Genomic DNA, 19,925 nt, shown 5'->3' with positions numbered 1-19,925 from the left:
CTTCATCTTTTAAGTGCCCTCAGCTTCCAATATAGATAGCCGAAAAACCTGCTGATTTCTTTCAAAGCTTCCTTGTCATCCTTATTGCATTTTTCATATATTCTATCCATATATTCTATTACCACATCCGCAAGCGCTTTATTATTGGAAAATGGCTTGTCCCAGCCATTACCCTTACCTTTTTTGTATTCCATAAACAGCTTAAACTCCTTGTAACAACTGGCATTAGCAGCCATAGTGGCCAATTTTCTTATATTATTACTACCTATTTCGCCATTCCTTTGCCAAAAACTCGCATTCTTCCCCAGCTCCTCTACAAAACTCAGTAACATCTCAATCATTTAACATACACCCCCAAAGTGGTAGTCAAACTTCCCAAATCCATTATCGGTATCTTGTCCAAATCCCTCTAGAGAACCGAAATAGTCTATAACTTTATCAAATGCAAGATGTGTCTTAAAAACTATCACGCTACCCTTCTCGACCATGTGAACGGGCTGTTCACGCTTGTCCTCTCCTACTTTTGATGTATCATACCCTCTGAAGTTAAAGACTTCTGCATACACTTTTTCTACTTGTACATCCAAATTGATGCCAAGTGCTTTTAACCACACCGCTTTGTATTGGTCGGTAGACATATATTCATTTACATCGGCAAACCCAAAATCCAATTTAGCATCCGATATAAACTTGATAGCAAAATACCTGCAACCATCATCATTTATACCGTTGTTTCTTTTATATTGGGCATCAAACTCCTTTAATGACTGAATAACCTTACTTACATCAGGGGTATCCATTTTTTCATCCATTACCGTAACATTGCATCTGCCCAAGCCTACCGATGTGTATTTCCCAATCCTCAGTTCATCTATGATGCTCAACTCCTGCGGCGTCAATCCCAAAATTTGACCTTCAAAGACGTTCTCCTCATATCCCGTGTTTTGGTCTTGCAAAGTGGCTGAAACGGCTAGCAGCGAATAAAGTGAGCCATCCTTTGCAGTACCGGTATACCTGTTTATAGCCGTTCTGGTAACAAAGCTTTTGACCACGTTGTATTTTTTACCATCTTTTAATAAACCCGATACAAACTCTACTCTGCCTCTACCTCCTTCACATTTGGCACATCTAGGCTGTTGTATAAGCCTGTCTACAAAACCATGGTGCGGATCCATCTTGCACATCATCAAAGTAGACGGAATGACCATTGTGTCTTTAGGATAGAAAAATGAAATTCTTATATCGCCCAGCTTTTGGCAAAGAGTTTGCAACTTGCAATCGCTACACCGAGGTTTGTCTTTAAAATACACCCAGTTTTTCTTTTGTATACCATCTATCGTGACCACTTCATCAGGGTCATAGTAATGACAATTGTTAAGTATGTATCTTGCAAGGGCTGCCCTTATTACATTTCCTGGTATGTAATCTATGCTTTCAATGTAATTTGATACCAGTTTTATACCACCCACTACAAAAGGTGAGATAAAATTTAGCCTAACCTTCATCAAGTCACCTCCTCCAGATAAACCTTAACCCTACCGTAGCCCCTGCTTCTACCATTGCCCACGCTGTCTATCATTTTTATAGCCAACTCTAAATCTTGCTTATACTTCAAAGTATCCTCATCAAAGTATACCGTTATAGTGCCGGTAAAAACAGCAGGCCTTACCGCTTCTGTAATAAACAACGCTTCATGTTTGGCCGTCCTTTTATATCTATCAATAGCATTACCTACCCTTATAAAAACGAATTCCTTCTTCTCTTGAGATTTGCCTTTATCATTTGGCATATCATTAAGCACAAAATCATCAACATAAACACGAGAAGGCTTGTATCCTTGTCCACCGAATATATTGCATGCAGAACAGTCACATATGCCATCAACATGGTTAGGTAGAGTTAACTTGTAAAAATTGCTGCGCACTTTGCCCTTTATGGTGCTCCCAGGGATGTAAGGCTTTCCCCTAAACCGCACTGTTCTTTTATGTATATAGCCATCAGCCTCCCCCGATGCTATATTAAAGGGCGTTTGGACCTCTATACTTACGTTGTATTTTTTAAGAAACACTGTCTTCACCCCCTCCAACGCAATCCCAAAGCATTACTATATCTTCCCAGGGTGACACAAATGGTTTGCCTTTATGGGCATTTGGGTTTTCAATAAGGCCGCTAAACCGCCGGGGGTCTACGCCAAAAATCTCTGCAACAAATGTGCTATAATCCTGTGATAGCCTTGCCGTCTGATATGCATAGAAAAGCTGGAACTCATAAGGCTTTAGCTCTCTGGCGGCATGCCGGAATTTATACAGCTGCGAGCGATTTATTCCTTTGGTATCCTTCATACGTTTAATCACATTTATAAATTTGCTTAACTTTAAGCTGTCAGTGGGGAACAGGGCCCACCGCGATGTAGATAGGTCCACACTTATATTACTCTCTATCACTTCTACATCCACTGTCCCATATTTTACCCCTGATTCCCTGGCCAAAGCTTTGGCACTCTTTAATTTGGCTTGGGCTACCTGAAACATACTTTGTAAGGGTGTATTGTGTTTGGCTATGCAAATCCCTGCTGACATAGTGAGCTCATAGTTAAAGCTTCGGTCAAACCCCTCTATTATCTCATTAACAATTTCTAAGCTGACATCGCCTGGCACTATGATAAACACGTCATCGCCACCCAAAGCGATTGCCTCGAACCTTGCATGATCCCTCATTACTTTGTGTATAGCGCTATATACGCAGCGTTTGGTGGTATAATCCACTTTCCGGCTAAAATACATATTTTGAAGGGGATTTCTTATGTTCATCACCACATTTCCCATGTTGTTGCCATCAGCATAAATCACAGCTACATGGCCATGACTATCCTTCAAGTCAGATATGCTGGCTACATCCCATTTAGGTGAACGACCAATAACTCTTTGATATTCTTCATAAAATATGGCTTTGTCTTTACCAACCATATTCTTTCTCATGCACGAGGGACAAGCTGCCATCCTGCCTTCCGGCGTTATAACAATGTACTTGGCATCCCTCACGCTACAAAGTCTGCACACTTCACCCCGAGAATTTATACGCTCAACACAAGTAAAATCTATTTTCTTACCATCTATGACGATTTCTTCCAAATCGCTGTCAGGATTGATGGGATATACCTTGGTTTTCTTCCTTTCCTCAATGCGTTCATGCAAGGCCCTCATCTTTTGACTGTAATCATTAAAAAGTTCATTGATAGTACAGGATATGAACTCAAATGCAACCTTTGCAGTTAAAGAAACCTTGGCAAAACATTCCTCAAGCTGCCTACATGCCTCACTGCCTTGTCCTCCGGGTAAAAGCATCAAAACGTTGCCACCACCGCAATATAAGGCGCATTCCTCTATATAACGTTGGGATAAAAATTGCCTCGTCAATTCTTCGTTCATATATTTGATTATAGTGCTGGCACCGCGAATATCCTTTATCCGGTTATTCTCTAAAAAATACTTCTTTATTTTGTAAATCGATCCTAATACCAGGTCCACTTGTACGTCTCTTTCAAGTTTTGCCGGCTTTTGTGCAGCAATATTGACTATAAACTCCTTTATATTGTCATGGCTGTCTTCAAAAAATTGCCTGTAAAACTTGGTGGTATCAAAAGGCATACCAGGCCTACCATACAACAGGTAATTGAGCAACACATAAAGGTGAGCTGCATCCCTGACAGACGACCAACATCCCCCATCTTGGTCATCACTAAAATAATAAGGGACATCCCAGTAGTCTTCCAGCAAAGCTTTAATGCCACTGTCCGCATCCTTTATCTTGCCTTTGAACTCTTCCTTCAATTTTTTAAATTCCGAAAAAGAGATAGGTTTAGGGCTCAAAATATTTATCAAACCTTGAGACATTGGCACTACCTCTCCTTGTCATTTGATTTTTTGATTAAAATAACCTGTACTCCCTAAAATCTACATGTTCAAATTCTCTTACAGTCACCACCTTGTCTCCCTGCATTTCCTCCTTGACCAACCTATGGGTGGTGGCATATACCGGCTTTAGATTGCGCTTTATGCAGTGTGCTACCACCATCATGGTAGCACCATAGTCACCTTGAACCAGGACATAATCGCCTCCCCGGGCATTATCATCGATCCAATTCAGAATATCTGCTAAGTAGTCATCAAGTTTGTCAAGGTCAGGTGGGATATTGCTCCATTTCTCAAGCAGCACGGGACTTAATGGAATGAATTGGGTTATATGAAACTTCTGCTGCGCCTGTCTCTGTTGAGCCTCAGTAAGCTGATGTGAAAACACAAGCAGCATTCTTCTTCCAGGTGCATCGGATTTGATGATTTTTTCGACCTCACTCAAAAAATTCATCAGCTTTTCCTTAAAAGTAACCGGCTTATTGGGATGTGGCGTCCAACCTGCATGGTTTATATCATTGCGTAAATTGGATAAATTGTAAAGCAATTTGTAAAACTCTATCGTAGTGTTTAGATCGAATCCATTTAGCAATTTTACAAATGCAGTCCCTTCCTGGATTTCTCTATAATATCCGCTATATCGTTGTCTACACTCCTTGTCCCTTTTATTCAATCCGTACATATCACATGCAAAACTTATAAGCCCCTCTTCCAATATGGTTAATCCCTGCTGGTACATCCTATTTTCAAGACACCATCTTACAGTTTCTAGCATATTCACATGCTCGTCCTGTCCGAACCTGTTAAAACGATTTTTCAGCAGGTCCATTATTTGCGCCAACGGTTTTATATGCTTATAAGCTTTGCTTTCCACCACTTCGTTTATAACTTTCTTTAGTTCCAAAGCCTTAATCGATAAATCCTGGCCCCTACATGTAAAAACCGCACTGCTAAACTGCACCATTGCCTCTGCCAGCTTTCGTAAAAGGCGGGGTTCTTTAAAGAGATAAGCAGCATCTATAGGCAGCTCACATTGAGATATATTCTCACTTATGCGTCTTGAAAGCCTGGCACTCTCTTCACGGGTTAACCGCTCGATGATTGAGGCATCGCCTGTCTCAAGATAGCGATCAACACCTATTACCCAATCAAATAAAACCACAAACGGCGTTAGATCAAATACGGGAGCATTGCGTTCAGATACAGGTATATTCTTTATTTTCTCTATACCTCCCAGAGCATCAAATGCACCATAATATATGCCTTTTATTTCGCATCTCTTGACAATCCGAGCAAAGCACAAAACGATAAAGGTTAGCATGGGTAAGAAACGAAATGAATGGGTTATGTCTAATACTATTTCATCACCTTCTTCAATGTTGGCCATAAGTATCTCGAACAGTTTCCACAATTCTCTTTCATTATTACCACTAGGAATGGGTATACGCCTAATACATCGGGGGTCATCCCGGAAAATATCTTCTAACGCTTTCTCAAGGCCTGGCCTTTGTTCGTTATAGCTTTTGCTATATGCATTGCTAATCCAGTTGTTTTTATATGCGGCTTCGGTTGTAAAAACCAGCACCGAGTCGAATTTTAATCCTTTATTGGTCAATAATCTAATAAGGGCTTCTTGTATATAACAGCAATTCTCAACTTTTTCATCGTCCAATATATAATTGCAGGGGTGATATGCATTTGTCCCCAAAAAAGAGATAAATTTAAGCATAACCTACCCCCTTAGTATTAGTAATAAATTACTGAGGTCCTAGATTATACTTTTAATTTTTAATATCCGCAAATTATATCCTCATACAACTTAACCGCTTCCTCAAAGAGCTGTTCAAAAGTGCTAAATTGCTCTACAGTGTCTTGAGTACCTCTAGGTTGGGAACCATGCACAGCCGCATTTCGAGTATATTCCAGTTTATAATAAATTTCCTTTTGGGGATCTGTAAATAAAGAATTGGCATTCTTCTTAATATATTCTCTAATGTTCTCTCGAGAATTACAATTTAAATAGTCATCAAAACCATATTTCCTACCTATACCGATTATAATGCCCTCATACAGCAATATAAGCGCTTTCAAATACTGTTTCTTACTAAAGAATAGCTTAGCCCTCTCCACCATTCTTCTATCCAATGTAGGACTCAACAAAGGCTTTAATTGTTCATTCAAATAATTAGCAATAGAAGCTTTATAGTCATTTCCTTTCGAAATAGTTTGTAGCGTTTCAGTTATGTGTATAAGCTGGCTACGTGGCTGCCTGTTCATTTCAAGCCAGAAATATGTTCTTTCAGTATTCTCTATACCTATAAGGCTTAACAAATCCACAAAATACCCTGAATTATTAAAAGTAGCAAGGCTTTCAGCTATTGAAACCAATTCATTAATCAAATCGATCCTCAGGACGGGTACCGACTCAGCAGGTAAATCATCCACAAATTTCCCCATATCCAATGCTCCATAATACACGGTTACACCACAAATGTTTTTTATGTACTTTAGTACCATCATAGAAAAGGCTATTATAACTGGCATATGCCTGTAAGCATGGGTGATATCTAGAACAACTTTACATTTCTCATCCCTAAATTCCTTTAGCATAGTATTTATGTATACCTCATAATCAAGGGGATCAACCGCCAAAAGCCTTACCCCCGGAATTTTACCGGAAAGCAAAGCCTCCCATTTGCTAAGCATTTCATTTGAAATCCCCTTCTGCTCTTCTTGGTATACCTTTAAATACCATTCGATTAAACCGTCAAGATCTTCTCTATTGTCGTCATTATCATCTAAAGCACTTACAAGCTCAGACCAGTTAGAGTGTCTCGTACCAAAGACCAGCCATTGATTTATTCTGTAACCAAGCTTTTTTAATACTTTATATAGTGCTGCACCAAAAAACGACGTATATACAACCTCTTCGGTTTCTTTAAAATAGTAGCCTGCTTTTCTATAACCGTTCTCTTCAACTTTTCCCTTTCCGATTAAAGAAATTAAAACAACATTTTCTTGTGTACTCACACACATCATCCACCTTAAGATACACAAAATACTATATTTTACATTTTTAATGGTATATTTCTACATCAAACGATAAAATCCTTCTTGTTTGCACAAAATTTATTTTAAATTGAAAACTTCTCTAGCAGAAGCCTTGTCCCCTTCAAGGGTTATGGTAACCCCCCAGTAATTTCTCGAACCGCCACTTACTGTTTTATAGTTGAAAACCCAATAATCAAGGTCGTGAACAATGCGATGTGCCAGCAGCAATAGGTCAATGTCCTTTCTTTCGTATGCCTTTTCAAAAGCCAATGCAAACGCTTCCAGGTCTTGTTTTAAAGTCTGAGAATCAATTTTAGCTGTAATATCATAAACGCGATCAACAAGGCTATTTTCACCTGCCAAATAAGAAGCTATGGCATTCCACCCTGACCCGCTTTTATCTTTATACTTTCCAAGCTGTCCCCAACCAGTGAGATTATTCATTATAAGATGAAGTTGGTGTACTTCCTCTTGAATGGGAGACAATTGTTGCAAATCGATATTGTTAAGTTCTTTCTGAGCTTCTTCCACCTTTTCTTCTGCCGGAGGTTTTTTCCCACCCTTCTCTTCAACCAACGGCGCACCAAAGCAACCACTTAAAAACGCCAGCATGACAATATAAACCATAATTATGAAAAACGTTTTCATCCGTATCATGATAAGCTTCTCCCCTTTGGACATAATGTACTATGAAAATTTGCAGACCTAAGCCTGCGACTTGTCGCAATTAGTTTTTCTTTGTGAGCATAACATATTGAAGACAATATAACTTTACTCTGGTAACTAAGGTCGTACTCCCTCAAAATCAAGCGATTTGTGTTTCCTTAAAATGGACAATTTGTATCCACACCTGCAATCCCTTATTAGGTAAGCTAAAAACGGCCATGTAGGTGGGTCAATAAGCAAAGATAAATATTAGTTTCAATCTCTTATAGGTAGGCTAAAAACACAACCGGTGCCTTTGCGCTATGCTCTTTGTTGTGGGTTTCAATCCCTTATAGGTAGGCTAAAAACCAAAAGGGACGGTGTTCGGGCTGAAGCTCGACTCCGGGTTTCAATCCCTTATAGGTAGGCTAAAAACTTAGGCTTGCATAAAATGCAAGCCCCTTTTTCAAAAGTTTCAATCCCTTATAGGTAGGCTAAAAACATTATACCACACTTCACAAAATATACATTTTGCGAAGTTTCAATCCCTTATAGGTAGGCTAAAAACTAAACTTGGTAATATGTATATTATTGAAGAGTATGTGTTTCAATCCCTTATAGGTAGGCTAAAAACACAAGTACACGCCCGTTGTTTGGTCCTGCTATCTTTGGTTTCAATCCCTTATAGGTAGGCTAAAAACATGGCGTGCTGATCCGAGACGTGATGATGAGTGGTAGTTTCAATCCCTTATAGGTAGGCTAAAAACAAGACACAGCCAGCGATCCTGTCCAGGGTGTTGTAGTTTCAATCCCTTATAGGTAGGCTAAAAACTTGCTTCTCCTGTTCCTGCACTCATGTTGTCTTTAGGTTTCAATCCCTTATAGGTAGGCTAAAAACTGATTACTACAGCGGGGACAGTCAGAGAGTGCATATAGTTTCAATCCCTTATAGGTAGGCTAAAAACTTAAGATAAATCAGTGCACGGTGTTTCCGCAATGTGCGTTTCAATCCCTTATAGGTAGGCTAAAAACTAGATATGTCGGAATACAAACCCCTCATCAGCATATGTTTCAATCCCTTATAGGTAGGCTAAAAACCATCCTATCCTCTCCTTATTTGTTTTTCTTTCGTTGTTTCAATCCCTTATAGGTAGGCTAAAAACCGTCTGGACGATTCTCGCCACGTTCCCAATTAGATAGTTTCAATCCCTTATAGGTAGGCTAAAAACGTGTTGCTAAGCCTAGAGTAGTGGAAATAGAAGAACTGTTTCAATCCCTTATAGGTAGGCTAAAAACTTTTCTGCATTACCAGCGCAGGATTTTTTTATTGCCAGTTTCAATCCCTTATAGGTAGGCTAAAAACCATTTCTATCCCCTCCATTTTATTTTGTTTGATTATAGTTTCAATCCCTTATAGGTAGGCTAAAAACCCCCGAAACCAACAAATTAGTGTATATGCTTAACGAGTTTCAATCCCTTATAGGTAGGCTAAAAACGATATAAGCGCTTTTACACATATAGAAGAAAACCGAAGTTTCAATCCCTTATAGGTAGGCTAAAAACTGAGCATTATACGTCACACCATCAAAAACTATCTTATAGTTTCAATCCCTTATAGGTAGGCTAAAAACTCTTTTTGAAGCATACAATCAACCTCCTATTATGTATGTTTCAATCCCTTATAGGTAGGCTAAAAACTATGTCCACCACCTTTTTTTATTTTTTGTTGTCTATAGTTTCAATTCCTTATAGGTAGGCTAAAAACTTAGCCTGTTGCAATTCGCTTTCAAGCTGTTTAGACCTGTTTCAATCCCTTATAGGTAGGCTAAAAACGAAGTATATGAAGGCGAGATAAAGAATTACAACAGGTGTTTCAATCCCTTATAGGTAGGCTAAAAACATACTCTGTTGCGTTATCCTCGACCCGAGAAGGTTGTGTTTCAATCCCTTATAGGTAGGCTAAAAACGGGGAGAGAACGGAGAAGAAGGAGGTGAGAGGGCAGAGTTTCAATCCCTTATAGGTAGGCTAAAAACCCTCTTTTTTGCTTTTTTCCTGCTGTTTCCCTTCAGTGTTTCAATCCCTTATAGGTAGGCTAAAAACCGAAATTGATGGCAAGTTGCCCGACCCGTCGCATATTGTTTCAATCCCTTATAGGTAGGCTAAAAACTATCCGACCATCGCAGGCCAAGACATTCGCCACGTCTGTTTCAATCCCTTATAGGTAGGCTAAAAACTTTTTTGTTAATCCGTTTCCCCTCTTGCGGGAAACGGAGTTTCAATCCCTTATAGGTAGGCTAAAAACAGCTAGAGAAAAATTCGAAAGGATACAACTGGGAGAGTTTCAATCCCTTATAGGTAGGCTAAAAACAAGGTGTTGTTGAAGTCTCATCGCCGTCTCCTTCTTTGTTTCAATCCCTTATAGGTAGGCTAAAAACTTAGAAGTAGAGGTCGACTTAAGAGACAAAGTAGGACGTTTCAATCCCTTATAGGTAGGCTAAAAACCTGTAGGCAAGACTGAGCAAGCGCAGGAGTTTAGAAGTTTCAATCCCTTATAGGTAGGCTAAAAACAAATTGCATGCTAGAAAATCCTTCCTTTAAGCGGTAGTTTCAATCCCTTATAGGTAGGCTAAAAACTGTTTGGTCTGGCGTGGCGATGTTTCGGCATTGTGTCGGTTTCAATCCCTTATAGGTAGGCTAAAAACTTTTCAAAAAAGAAAGGAGAGATGTGTATGTATTATTCGTTTCAATCCCTTATAGGTAGGCTAAAAACTTGTACTGTTTGCCATTTATCCCAATTGAGAAATTTGGTTTCAATCCCTTATAGGTAGGCTAAAAACTTACAAACCTCACACTGCCATCCGGATCCCGCTTTCTGGTTTCAATCCCTTATAGGTAGGCTAAAAACGCAAAAAAAGAAAGGAGAATGAAACATGGGAAAGATGTTTCAATCCCTTATAGGTAGGCTAAAAACTCTTGCGGAGCTTCCGATGTGTGGGCCATATCCGGGTTTCAATCCCTTATAGGTAGGCTAAAAACTTTTACTCTCAATCCACTTCTCTACTTCGACTGTTTGTTTCAATCCCTTATAGGTAGGCTAAAAACTAATTTTATCAATCCAACTAATAGTGAAAAAACGAGGTTTCAATCCCTTATAGGTAGGCTAAAAACTGAACCGATTGAGGATTTGGTATTCTTAAAGCAGGGTTTCAATCCCTTATAGGTAGGCTAAAAACCAATAAAACTAATGCTGAGGCCATGGCGAAGAAAGTGTTTCAATCCCTTATAGGTAGGCTAAAAACGCGGCCTTCCACCAGGCCCTCGCACACTTTTCTAAGTTTCAATCCCTTATAGGTAGGCTAAAAACCCGCATGTGCCGAATGCGGCGACGAGTTCCGCATCGAGTTTCAATCCCTTATAGGTAGGCTAAAAACCTTCCTTTACTTTTTTCACCTCCTTCCTCAAGACGGGTTTCAATCCCTTATAGGTAGGCTAAAAACCTTTGCGCATACCAATTGTTGTTTTCTCATATATGCGTTTCAATCCCTTATAGGTAGGCTAAAAACGGTTATGCTGCCCCAAGCACTAGATAACAAACTTCGGTTTCAATCCCTTATAGGTAGGCTAAAAACCGGGGAAAGTGGTAACGGGCAGACGTTCCTTGAGAAAAGTTTCAATCCCTTATAGGTAGGCTAAAAACTGCGCCGAGCGCATCGAGGACGAGCGTGTTATCCAGTTTCAATCCCTTATAGGTAGGCTAAAAACGATGTATCCGTTGTCAAGGTACTGGGTGCTGCAAGCGAGTTTCAATCCCTTATAGGTAGGCTAAAAACCTCAGGAAAAACAAGTCTGTATCTTCTGCGGCGAGCCGTTTCAATCCCTTATAGGTAGGCTAAAAACCAGCACAGTCCTGCCACAGCTGCAACATTCGCAGCTGGTTTCAATCCCTTATAGGTAGGCTAAAAACTTATTGCAGGTACAGTATCCGCCGGGAACAGGCAACGTTTCAATCCCTTATAGGTAGGCTAAAAACAAACGGCGTTGAACTCACCGAAGTGGCACAAACAGACAGTTTCAATCCCTTATAGGTAGGCTAAAAACCTTGCAATACAGTTGTTATATCGGAATATTCATCTACGTTTCAATCCCTTATAGGTAGGCTAAAAACATTGATAAATTACTTACAATCGCAAAATGATTTGCGGTTTCAATCCCTTATAGGTAGGCTAAAAACGGCGTGTATTTTTACGGTATCCCAGTAGATGATGATAGGTTTCAATCCCTTATAGGTAGGCTAAAAACTTAAGCAATAAGAGAAGAAACCTTCCACATCAAGTGGTTTCAATCCCTTATAGGTAGGCTAAAAACAGTTTGATATCGTCCATACCTAATCAACCTCCCTATGGTTTCAATCCCTTATAGGTAGGCTAAAAACCATTATAGGGAGGCGTTTAGCTTTATCAACGTGGCATGTTTCAATCCCTTATAGGTAGGCTAAAAACTTTAGAATTCGCCAAACAGTTTAAGCACTATTAACGGTTTCAATCCCTTATAGGTAGGCTAAAAACATAAAGAATACTCACCCCAAACAAAGGGGTATTACAGTTTCAATCCCTTATAGGTAGGCTAAAAACCCTGCAATTGGCTTGCCGTTATTTTGCCAACAATGTGTTTCAATCCCTTATAGGTAGGCTAAAAACATCGTTTAGCTGGCAAAGACGGAATCATTCTTGACCAGTTTCAATCCCTTATAGGTAGGCTAAAAACCCGAGACTGCGTAAGGAGGTGAGAGGGATGAAAGTGTGTTTCAATCCCTTATAGGTAGGCTAAAAACACAAGAAAAAATACGGCAGAAAGAAAAAGACCGACCAAGTTTCAATCCCTTATAGGTAGGCTAAAAACTGGATTAACGCCCCCAATGGGGTAGACATATGGGGCGCTCTGGATGGTTTCAATCCCTTATAGGTAGGCTAAAAACTGTATCGCCGGATGCCGTCCTGGCCGCCGAAGCCAAGTTTCAATCCCTTATAGGTAGGCTAAAAACTCGTTTCCCATGGTTGCCCAGCAAATTCTTTTGCGAGTTTCAATCCCTTATAGGTAGGCTAAAAACTAAAAGAGGGCGGTAGGACTATCAAAGGACGAATTGTGTTTCAATCCCTTATAGGTAGGCTAAAAACAACCTCCAGATATGTTTTGCCACCAGAATCCACTTTGTTTCAATCCCTTATAGGTAGGCTAAAAACGCGCAGGAGTTTAGAACGACTGGAACACTCACAAAGAAGAGTTTCAATCCCTTATAGGTAGGCTAAAAACCAAAAATCCAAGACGGTGCAATAACCAACGCAAAGAGTTTCAATCCCTTATAGGTAGGCTAAAAACTAGCACCAACAAGCCCAACGCTTATCGCATACATTGTTTCAATCCCTTATAGGTAGGCTAAAAACAATCTTACAAATATAACAACTTTCTTGCCTGCATCGAGTTTCAATCCCTTATAGGTAGGCTAAAAACAGTGAAGCATCAGTTACGACCGTCCATGTTTGGCATATGTTTCAATCCCTTATAGGTAGGCTAAAAACTGAGTTCGACTATGCCAGCCACAATGGGCGTAAGTAGTTTCAATCCCTTATAGGTAGGCTAAAAACCGGAAGCATTTATCGAGGCAGGCCCGAGGACACAATGTTTCAATCCCTTATAGGTAGGCTAAAAACGGTTTGGTGTAACTGCCGAAAATCAACAGCGTGCAAAGTTTCAATCCCTTATAGGTAGGCTAAAAACTTGTTGTAGATACTGCAAGGATACAGGATTTAGCAGGTTTCAATCCCTTATAGGTAGGCTAAAAACCATCTTCACCAGTAGCAATGAGCTTATACGTAAAAGGTTTCAATCCCTTATAGGTAGGCTAAAAACGTATAAGCGTCTTGCCAGCTTGACGCTGTGCTTTTAGTTTCAATCCCTTATAGGTAGGCTAAAAACGAAGAAATCGTGCTTACTATGCCATTCCAGGTGTTCCGTTTCAATCCCTTATAGGTAGGCTAAAAACGATGCAGGGATTCAGCAACATGTGTCTAGCGCAAAACTGTTTCAATCCCTTATAGGTAGGCTAAAAACGTATGGTCAGGGTTTCGGCTGCACGTGTGCCGTCAAGTTTCAATCCCTTATAGGTAGGCTAAAAACTTTGTTCATTCCGCCAATGATCCAGTTAAGTACACCTTGTTTCAATCCCTTATAGGTAGGCTAAAAACAGAGAGGTGATGGGCTGATGGAATATATCGCAACCTTGTTTCAATCCCTTATAGGTAGGCTAAAAACAATTAAAAAGACAGCAGAGGAGCAACTAAAAGTTATGTTTCAATCCCTTATAGGTAGGCTAAAAACATGGGGTAGCAGTTGCTACCCCTCAAACTTTTAAAGGTTTCAATCCCTTATAGGTAGGCTAAAAACGACCAGCTGCCTTTATTCAGCACCCCAGCCGTAGGTAGTTTCAATCCCTTATAGGTAGGCTAAAAACTTGAGGTTATAAACCTTAAAGCGGCTAACATCACAGGTTTCAATCCCTTATAGGTAGGCTAAAAACAACACATTGTGGCTGGTGCAATTACGGGCGATAAGAGTTTCAATCCCTTATAGGTAGGCTAAAAACCTGTTGAACCGTGCAAAACCGCCCATAAAGGCAGCAAGTTTCAATCCCTTATAGGTAGGCTAAAAACTGTAAGCCCTGGAGACGTAGCGAAGGGCATACTAGTGTTTCAATCCCTTATAGGTAGGCTAAAAACTTTTTCGTGAGGAAACCGTATTCTTGAGATGCGGGGGTTTCAATCCCTTATAGGTAGGCTAAAAACTCGGTAAAACCTTCTATTGTATTTTTTGTCCCCGAATGTTTCAATCCCTTATAGGTAGGCTAAAAACTGAGTAAAGGAGGGAATCGCTTTGCAAATAATACGCATGTTTCAATCCCTTATAGGTAGGCTAAAAACTCACAGATGCAAAAATTGTGAGTTTAAACGCAAGCAGTTTCAATCCCTTATAGGTAGGCTAAAAACCGCTATCACAAACGCTAAAATCGCTAACGGTGCTATGTTTCAATCCCTTATAGGTAGGCTAAAAACCTGAAGTTATCCCATCCCACAAGCCTACAAAAAAGTGTTTCAATCCCTTATAGGTAGGCTAAAAACTAAAGCCATTGTACTGCCATTACCACGAATTGTAAAAGTTTCAATCCCTTATAGGTAGGCTAAAAACAGTTAGACCATATGCGCACGATACATCCTGTTGTCGGTTTCAATCCCTTATAGGTAGGCTAAAAACTGCGTGCCGTCCTGCTTGTATGCGATGCTGTTGCGGGGTTTCAATCCCTTATAGGTAGGCTAAAAACTAAGATGGTCGAAGATATTAGCAACAATATGCATTATTGTTTCAATCCCTTATAGGTAGGCTAAAAACTAACCAGCCGACGCCTGTTGAAAGAGTATCTATCGGGTTTCAATCCCTTATAGGTAGGCTAAAAACCTTTAAAAGTTTGAGGGGTAGCAACTGCTACCCCATGTTTCAATCCCTTATAGGTAGGCTAAAAACTAAAAGACGGAGCTACTACCTACACTGGTGATGGTGGTTTCAATCCCTTATAGGTAGGCTAAAAACTTTCTGGCAAATGACATAGTTAGTTTGGGTATTAGTATGTTTCAATCCCTTATAGGTAGGCTAAAAACTCTTTGCACATGCAACATCAAGTGGTTCTCCTTATCCGTTTCAATCCCTTATAGGTAGGCTAAAAACTATCAAACGAGCGTAACCAATGCTCCAATATTAAACGGTTTCAATCCCTTATAGGTAGGCTAAAAACTTGGCATGATTCGCTCCATTGTGGTGAGAGCCTATAGTTTCAATCCCTTATAGGTAGGCTAAAAACCAGGAGGAATAACTTCAACCGCTTATGATTTAGAAGGTTTCAATCCCTTATAGGTAGGCTAAAAACCCGGTTTTCCGGTCAGCTACATATTGCATTATTCGTAGTTTCAATCCCTTATAGGTAGGCTAAAAACTCCTATCATCCCTCCTTACCTTATTATCCCTCGTTTGTTTCAATCCCTTATAGGTAGGCTAAAAACGCAGATCGTCCAGTATGCGCCATGTGCTTTCATAATGTTTCAATCCCTTATAGGTAGGCTAAAAACCATCCCGTACGTTCTCACTATGCCCACCGCTTCAAGTTTCAATCCCTTATAGGTAGGCTAAAAACGAACAGCAGAGATACGCATACAAAAAGCTAAAGAGCGTTTCAATCCCTTATAGGTAGGCTAAAAACCTTGTACTGGAGCCAGGCTATACGAAACTACCACATGTTTCAATCCCTTATAGGTAGGCTAAAAACCGGATAGCCTGGTCAGACAAATATTTACTTTGCGGTATAGTTTCAATCCCTTATAGGTAGGCTAAAAACCCACCGTTCGATTATCAGATAACGAAGAGTAAAATGTTTCAATCCCTTATAGGTAGGCTAAAAACAACTTATGAAGCTTCCTCCCATCCATCCTTTGAGGTTGTTTCAATCCCTTATAGGTAGGCTAAAAACTAAAATAGCAGATGCGGCGATAACGGCAGCAAAGATGTTTCAATCCCTTATAGGTAGGCTAAAAACAACGAAAGGCTTGCAGGTTGTGGGGTATCAGCCCAAGGTTTCAATCCCTTATAGGTAGGCTAAAAACCCAATGAGCAATACGTAAGATCGGCGGGATTATCGTGTTTCAATCCCTTATAGGTAGGCTAAAAACCGCTTAATTCGACACCGTTTTTATCATACAATCTGGGTTTCAATCCCTTATAGGTAGGCTAAAAACTGTATCGCCGGATGCCGTCCTGGCCGCCGAAGCCAAGTTTCAATCCCTTATAGGTAGGCTAAAAACTCGTTTCCCATGGTTGCCCAGCAAATTCTTTTGCGAGTTTCAATCCCTTATAGGTAGGCTAAAAACTAAAAGAGGGCGGTAGGACTATCAAAGGACGAATTGTGTTTCAATCCCTTATAGGTAGGCTAAAAACAGCGCAGGGATTCAGTATTCACACAGCTCAGAATGTGTTTCAATCCCTTATAGGTAGGCTAAAAACATATTCGTCTATATAGCCACAAACATCACATTTACCAGTTTCAATCCCTTATAGGTAGGCTAAAAACTGGTTATCAAATACTTGCAACCGATTATTCGATATTTGTTTCAATCCCTTATAGGTAGGCTAAAAACTGGAATGGGTCAAGTTCAACAAGCTCATCTATATGGTGTTTCAATCCCTTATAGGTAGGCTAAAAACGGTTCCAACAGCGCCTTGCGCTATCAAAGCGGTTGTAAGTTTCAATCCCTTATAGGTAGGCTAAAAACTGCAAAAGAAGGGAGGAGGAAGTGATTGATGAACATGTTTCAATCCCTTATAGGTAGGCTAAAAACTACTTACGCCCATTGTGGCTGGCATAGTCGAACTCAGTTTCAATCCCTTATAGGTAGGCTAAAAACAAGGATTTTACGACACTAGTTGCAGGCGCCGTATATGGGTTTCAATCCCTTATAGGTAGGCTAAAAACAGGCCATTGTGCAATATGTAGCAGCTTTTACAAAAGGTTTCAATCCCTTATAGGTAGGCTAAAAACCTGACCTACCAGAAGATACGTTTACCGAATGTAAAGTTTCAATCCCTTATAGGTAGGCTAAAAACGCCGTTGTGTCTGCAAGGGCGGTACCATACTTGGCAGGTTTCAATCCCTTATAGGTAGGCTAAAAACCGCCTATGACGTTTACGCCTTGCAACGTTCCTGCCGGTTTCAATCCCTTATAGGTAGGCTAAAAACTCATAACTAGCATCCTCACCAACCCACTTCAGGACCGGTTTCAATCCCTTATAGGTAGGCTAAAAACACAGCTAGAGAACGCTGAGGGACTTATGTTCGATGGGTTTCAATCCCTTATAGGTAGGCTAAAAACAAAAAGCCGGACAAGTGGTCAGTTCGCCCTACTATGTTTCAATCCCTTATAGGTAGGCTAAAAACGAACACAATTTCAGACGCAAATGGGGGGCAAAGTTTTGGTTTCAATCCCTTATAGGTAGGCTAAAAACATTATTGGTATGGAGGATGACAAAAAATGCTAGTATTGTTTCAATCCCTTATAGGTAGGCTAAAAACGTGCTTGCTCGGCTACATATCGCTCCATCTTCTTTGGTTTCAATCCCTTATAGGTAGGCTAAAAACGAGATAGTTGTGGAAGCACAAAACTCAACGCAGGCGTTTCAATCCCTTATAGGTAGGCTAAAAACGATTTTCCGGCAGAGCATTAACCATTCGGGACAGCAGTTTCAATCCCTTATAGGTAGGCTAAAAACCGACCGTCCCTGGTTTCCTCTTCTTCTTGCCATTTAGGTTTCAATCCCTTATAGGTAGGCTAAAAACCCAACCTGCTCAAGGTTATTATTCAAGTACAAGATTGTTTCAATCCCTTATAGGTAGGCTAAAAACAATGAGCGCAAAGGCGGTGCAAATGTATGAACTATAGTTTCAATCCCTTATAGGTAGGCTAAAAACTTGCCGACTGGCTGGATGGCAGGACGTTCCCAGAGTTGTTTCAATCCCTTATAGGTAGGCTAAAAACGCAAAATAAGCCCAATCTTGCCAAAAGCAGTATACAAGTTTCAATCCCTTATAGGTAGGCTAAAAACTGTATGTGAACGCATCTTCACCCAAATACTGTTCGAGTTTCAATCCCTTATAGGTAGGCTAAAAACTTCCTCTTTCTCTTACAGCATCATCTACGTCATTTCCGGTTTCAATCCCTTATAGGTAGGCTAAAAACGTGCGAATGAAGTATTACCCACCTTAAAAGCTGTAGGGTTTCAATCCCTTATAGGTAGGCTAAAAACTAAGAGCAAAAATTTCATCTCCTTCCAGAATCAACTGTTTCAATCCCTTATAGGTAGGCTAAAAACCGTCCGTTTCTGATATGGGAATTCCGGATTTGAGCCAAGTTTCAATCCCTTATAGGTAGGCTAAAAACTAAATACTCCGACAGTTTTTGCCAACGTAGAAAGCAAGTTTCAATCCCTTATAGGTAGGCTAAAAACGCAACAATGTTGCGTGAAAGGCAACCACAATCCAATGTTTCAATCCCTTATAGGTAGGCTAAAAACTGAAGATGTAGAAGGAAGCGTAATACTATACGTTAAAGTTTCAATCCCTTATAGGTAGGCTAAAAACCTGGCGAAAGAATTCGGATGGACAATACAAGATATAGTTTCAATCCCTTATAGGTAGGCTAAAAACCAAGAGCAGTAGCTATGTACAGGAATCAGCTTATTAGTTTCAATCCCTTATAGGTAGGCTAAAAACGAATTGGCTTGTGGAGCTGTGGAATAAGTTATCACCGGTTTCAATCCCTTATAGGTAGGCTAAAAACGAAAGCACAACAGCAAGGACAGGATAAGCCTTTAAAAGGTTTCAATCCCTTATAGGTAGGCTAAAAACCCTACAGCTTTTAAGGTGGGTAATACTTCATTCGCACGTTTCAATCCCTTATAGGTAGGCTAAAAACTCTACGTAACCGAGATTGAGCGTAAAACCAACGTGGGTTTCAATCCCTTATAGGTAGGCTAAAAACAGTTATACACATTGTCGGAGACAAGTGCTGCAGTATTGTTTCAATCCCTTATAGGTAGGCTAAAAACAAATTTTGTGCCCTAAAAACTCTATTTCGTCTCTGGGTTTCAATCCCTTATAGGTAGGCTAAAAACTCCTGCTTCTCTTGCTCCACTTCTCTCCGAATTTGGGTTTCAATCCCTTATAGGTAGGCTAAAAACCTGAAACACTGCGCCAGGAGCTTACCAAAATCGCAGTGTTTCAATCCCTTATAGGTAGGCTAAAAACTGGTTAGTCTCGGCATGGTATTCGATAAAATCGAAATGTTTCAATCCCTTATAGGTAGGCTAAAAACCTATAGGTATTTTAATGCTGTTTGTCCAAGTTGTTTGTTTCAATCCCTTATAGGTAGGCTAAAAACTAGAGTGAGGGCTGGAGTGTATAAGATACAGGTCAAGGTTTCAATCCCTTATAGGTAGGCTAAAAACAAAAAGCAAAAACAACGTGGTACTATAAGCAGCATTGTTTCAATCCCTTATAGGTAGGCTAAAAACTCAGTAATCGTGCCGTTTAGGATTCGTGTTAGCATTAGTTTCAATCCCTTATAGGTAGGCTAAAAACCAGAAAAGGCGGCAAAGGAGTGAAGGCACTTTATGCAGTTTCAATCCCTTATAGGTAGGCTAAAAACTTTATGACGAATATTATAAGC

At 40.1% G+C, this 19,925-nt stretch carries 7 protein-coding genes and 1 CRISPR repeat array (1 of these 8 running past the window's edge); all 7 genes read right to left on the bottom strand.

What is annotated here, in order from left to right:
* Window positions 1-2 precede the first annotated feature (2 nt).
* A complete protein-coding gene (locus JOD02_RS08395; protein ID WP_204488696.1) occupies window positions 3-341 on the bottom strand; it encodes a hypothetical protein in 339 nt (112 codons plus the stop codon).
* Window positions 342-1,505: an RAMP superfamily CRISPR-associated protein gene (locus tag JOD02_RS08390; protein ID WP_204488694.1), complete on the bottom strand. Its 1,164-nt coding sequence runs from the start codon at window positions 1,503-1,505 to the stop codon at window positions 342-344.
* Complete coding sequence (locus JOD02_RS08385) at window positions 1,505-2,068, bottom strand: RAMP superfamily CRISPR-associated protein (RefSeq protein WP_204488692.1); 564 nt, start codon at window positions 2,066-2,068, stop codon at window positions 1,505-1,507. The genes JOD02_RS08390 and JOD02_RS08385 overlap by 1 nt, the downstream gene beginning before the upstream one ends.
* Window positions 2,058-3,893, bottom strand: coding sequence for a Cas10/Cmr2 second palm domain-containing protein (locus tag JOD02_RS08380; RefSeq protein WP_204488691.1), 1,836 nt, complete (start codon window positions 3,891-3,893; stop codon window positions 2,058-2,060). Before JOD02_RS08380 ends, JOD02_RS08385 begins: the two co-directional genes overlap by 11 nt.
* A gap of 34 nt (window positions 3,894-3,927) precedes the next feature.
* Window positions 3,928-5,640: a CRISPR-associated protein Csx20 gene (gene csx20, locus JOD02_RS08375; RefSeq protein ID WP_204488689.1), complete on the bottom strand. Its 1,713-nt coding sequence runs from the start codon at window positions 5,638-5,640 to the stop codon at window positions 3,928-3,930.
* A 59-nt stretch (window positions 5,641-5,699) separates the two neighbouring features.
* Window positions 5,700-6,941 (bottom strand): TIGR02221 family CRISPR-associated protein, encoded by a 1,242-nt coding sequence (gene csx2, locus JOD02_RS08370; protein ID WP_204488687.1) that lies wholly within the window; start codon window positions 6,939-6,941, stop codon window positions 5,700-5,702.
* Window positions 6,942-7,040: 99 nt separating this feature from the next.
* Complete coding sequence (locus JOD02_RS08365) at window positions 7,041-7,619, bottom strand: hypothetical protein (RefSeq protein ID WP_204488685.1); 579 nt, start codon at window positions 7,617-7,619, stop codon at window positions 7,041-7,043.
* A gap of 261 nt (window positions 7,620-7,880) precedes the next feature.
* A CRISPR array of direct repeats spans window positions 7,881-19,925; the repeat unit is 30 nt; unit sequence GTTTCAATCCCTTATAGGTAGGCTAAAAAC; it runs 1,713 nt beyond the window's last position.

The organism is Caldicoprobacter guelmensis (assembly GCF_016908415.1).
Taxonomy (GTDB): Bacteria; Bacillota; Clostridia; order Caldicoprobacterales; family Caldicoprobacteraceae; genus Caldicoprobacter; species Caldicoprobacter guelmensis.
This window is presented reverse-complemented; position numbering and strand designations above follow the sequence as displayed.

Excerpts from the sequence above, each read along its gene's own strand:
- csx20 (WP_204488689.1), bottom strand. The coding sequence starts at position 5,640 with ATGCTTAAATTTATCTCTTTTTTGGGGACAAATGCATATCACCCCTGC.
- JOD02_RS08390 (WP_204488694.1), bottom strand. The coding sequence starts at position 1,505 with ATGAAGGTTAGGCTAAATTTTATCTCACCTTTTGTAGTGGGTGGTATA.
- JOD02_RS08395 (WP_204488696.1), bottom strand. The coding sequence starts at position 341 with ATGATTGAGATGTTACTGAGTTTTGTAGAGGAGCTGGGGAAGAATGCG.
- JOD02_RS08365 (WP_204488685.1), bottom strand. The coding sequence starts at position 7,619 with ATGATACGGATGAAAACGTTTTTCATAATTATGGTTTATATTGTCATG.
- JOD02_RS08380 (WP_204488691.1), bottom strand. The coding sequence starts at position 3,893 with ATGTCTCAAGGTTTGATAAATATTTTGAGCCCTAAACCTATCTCTTTT.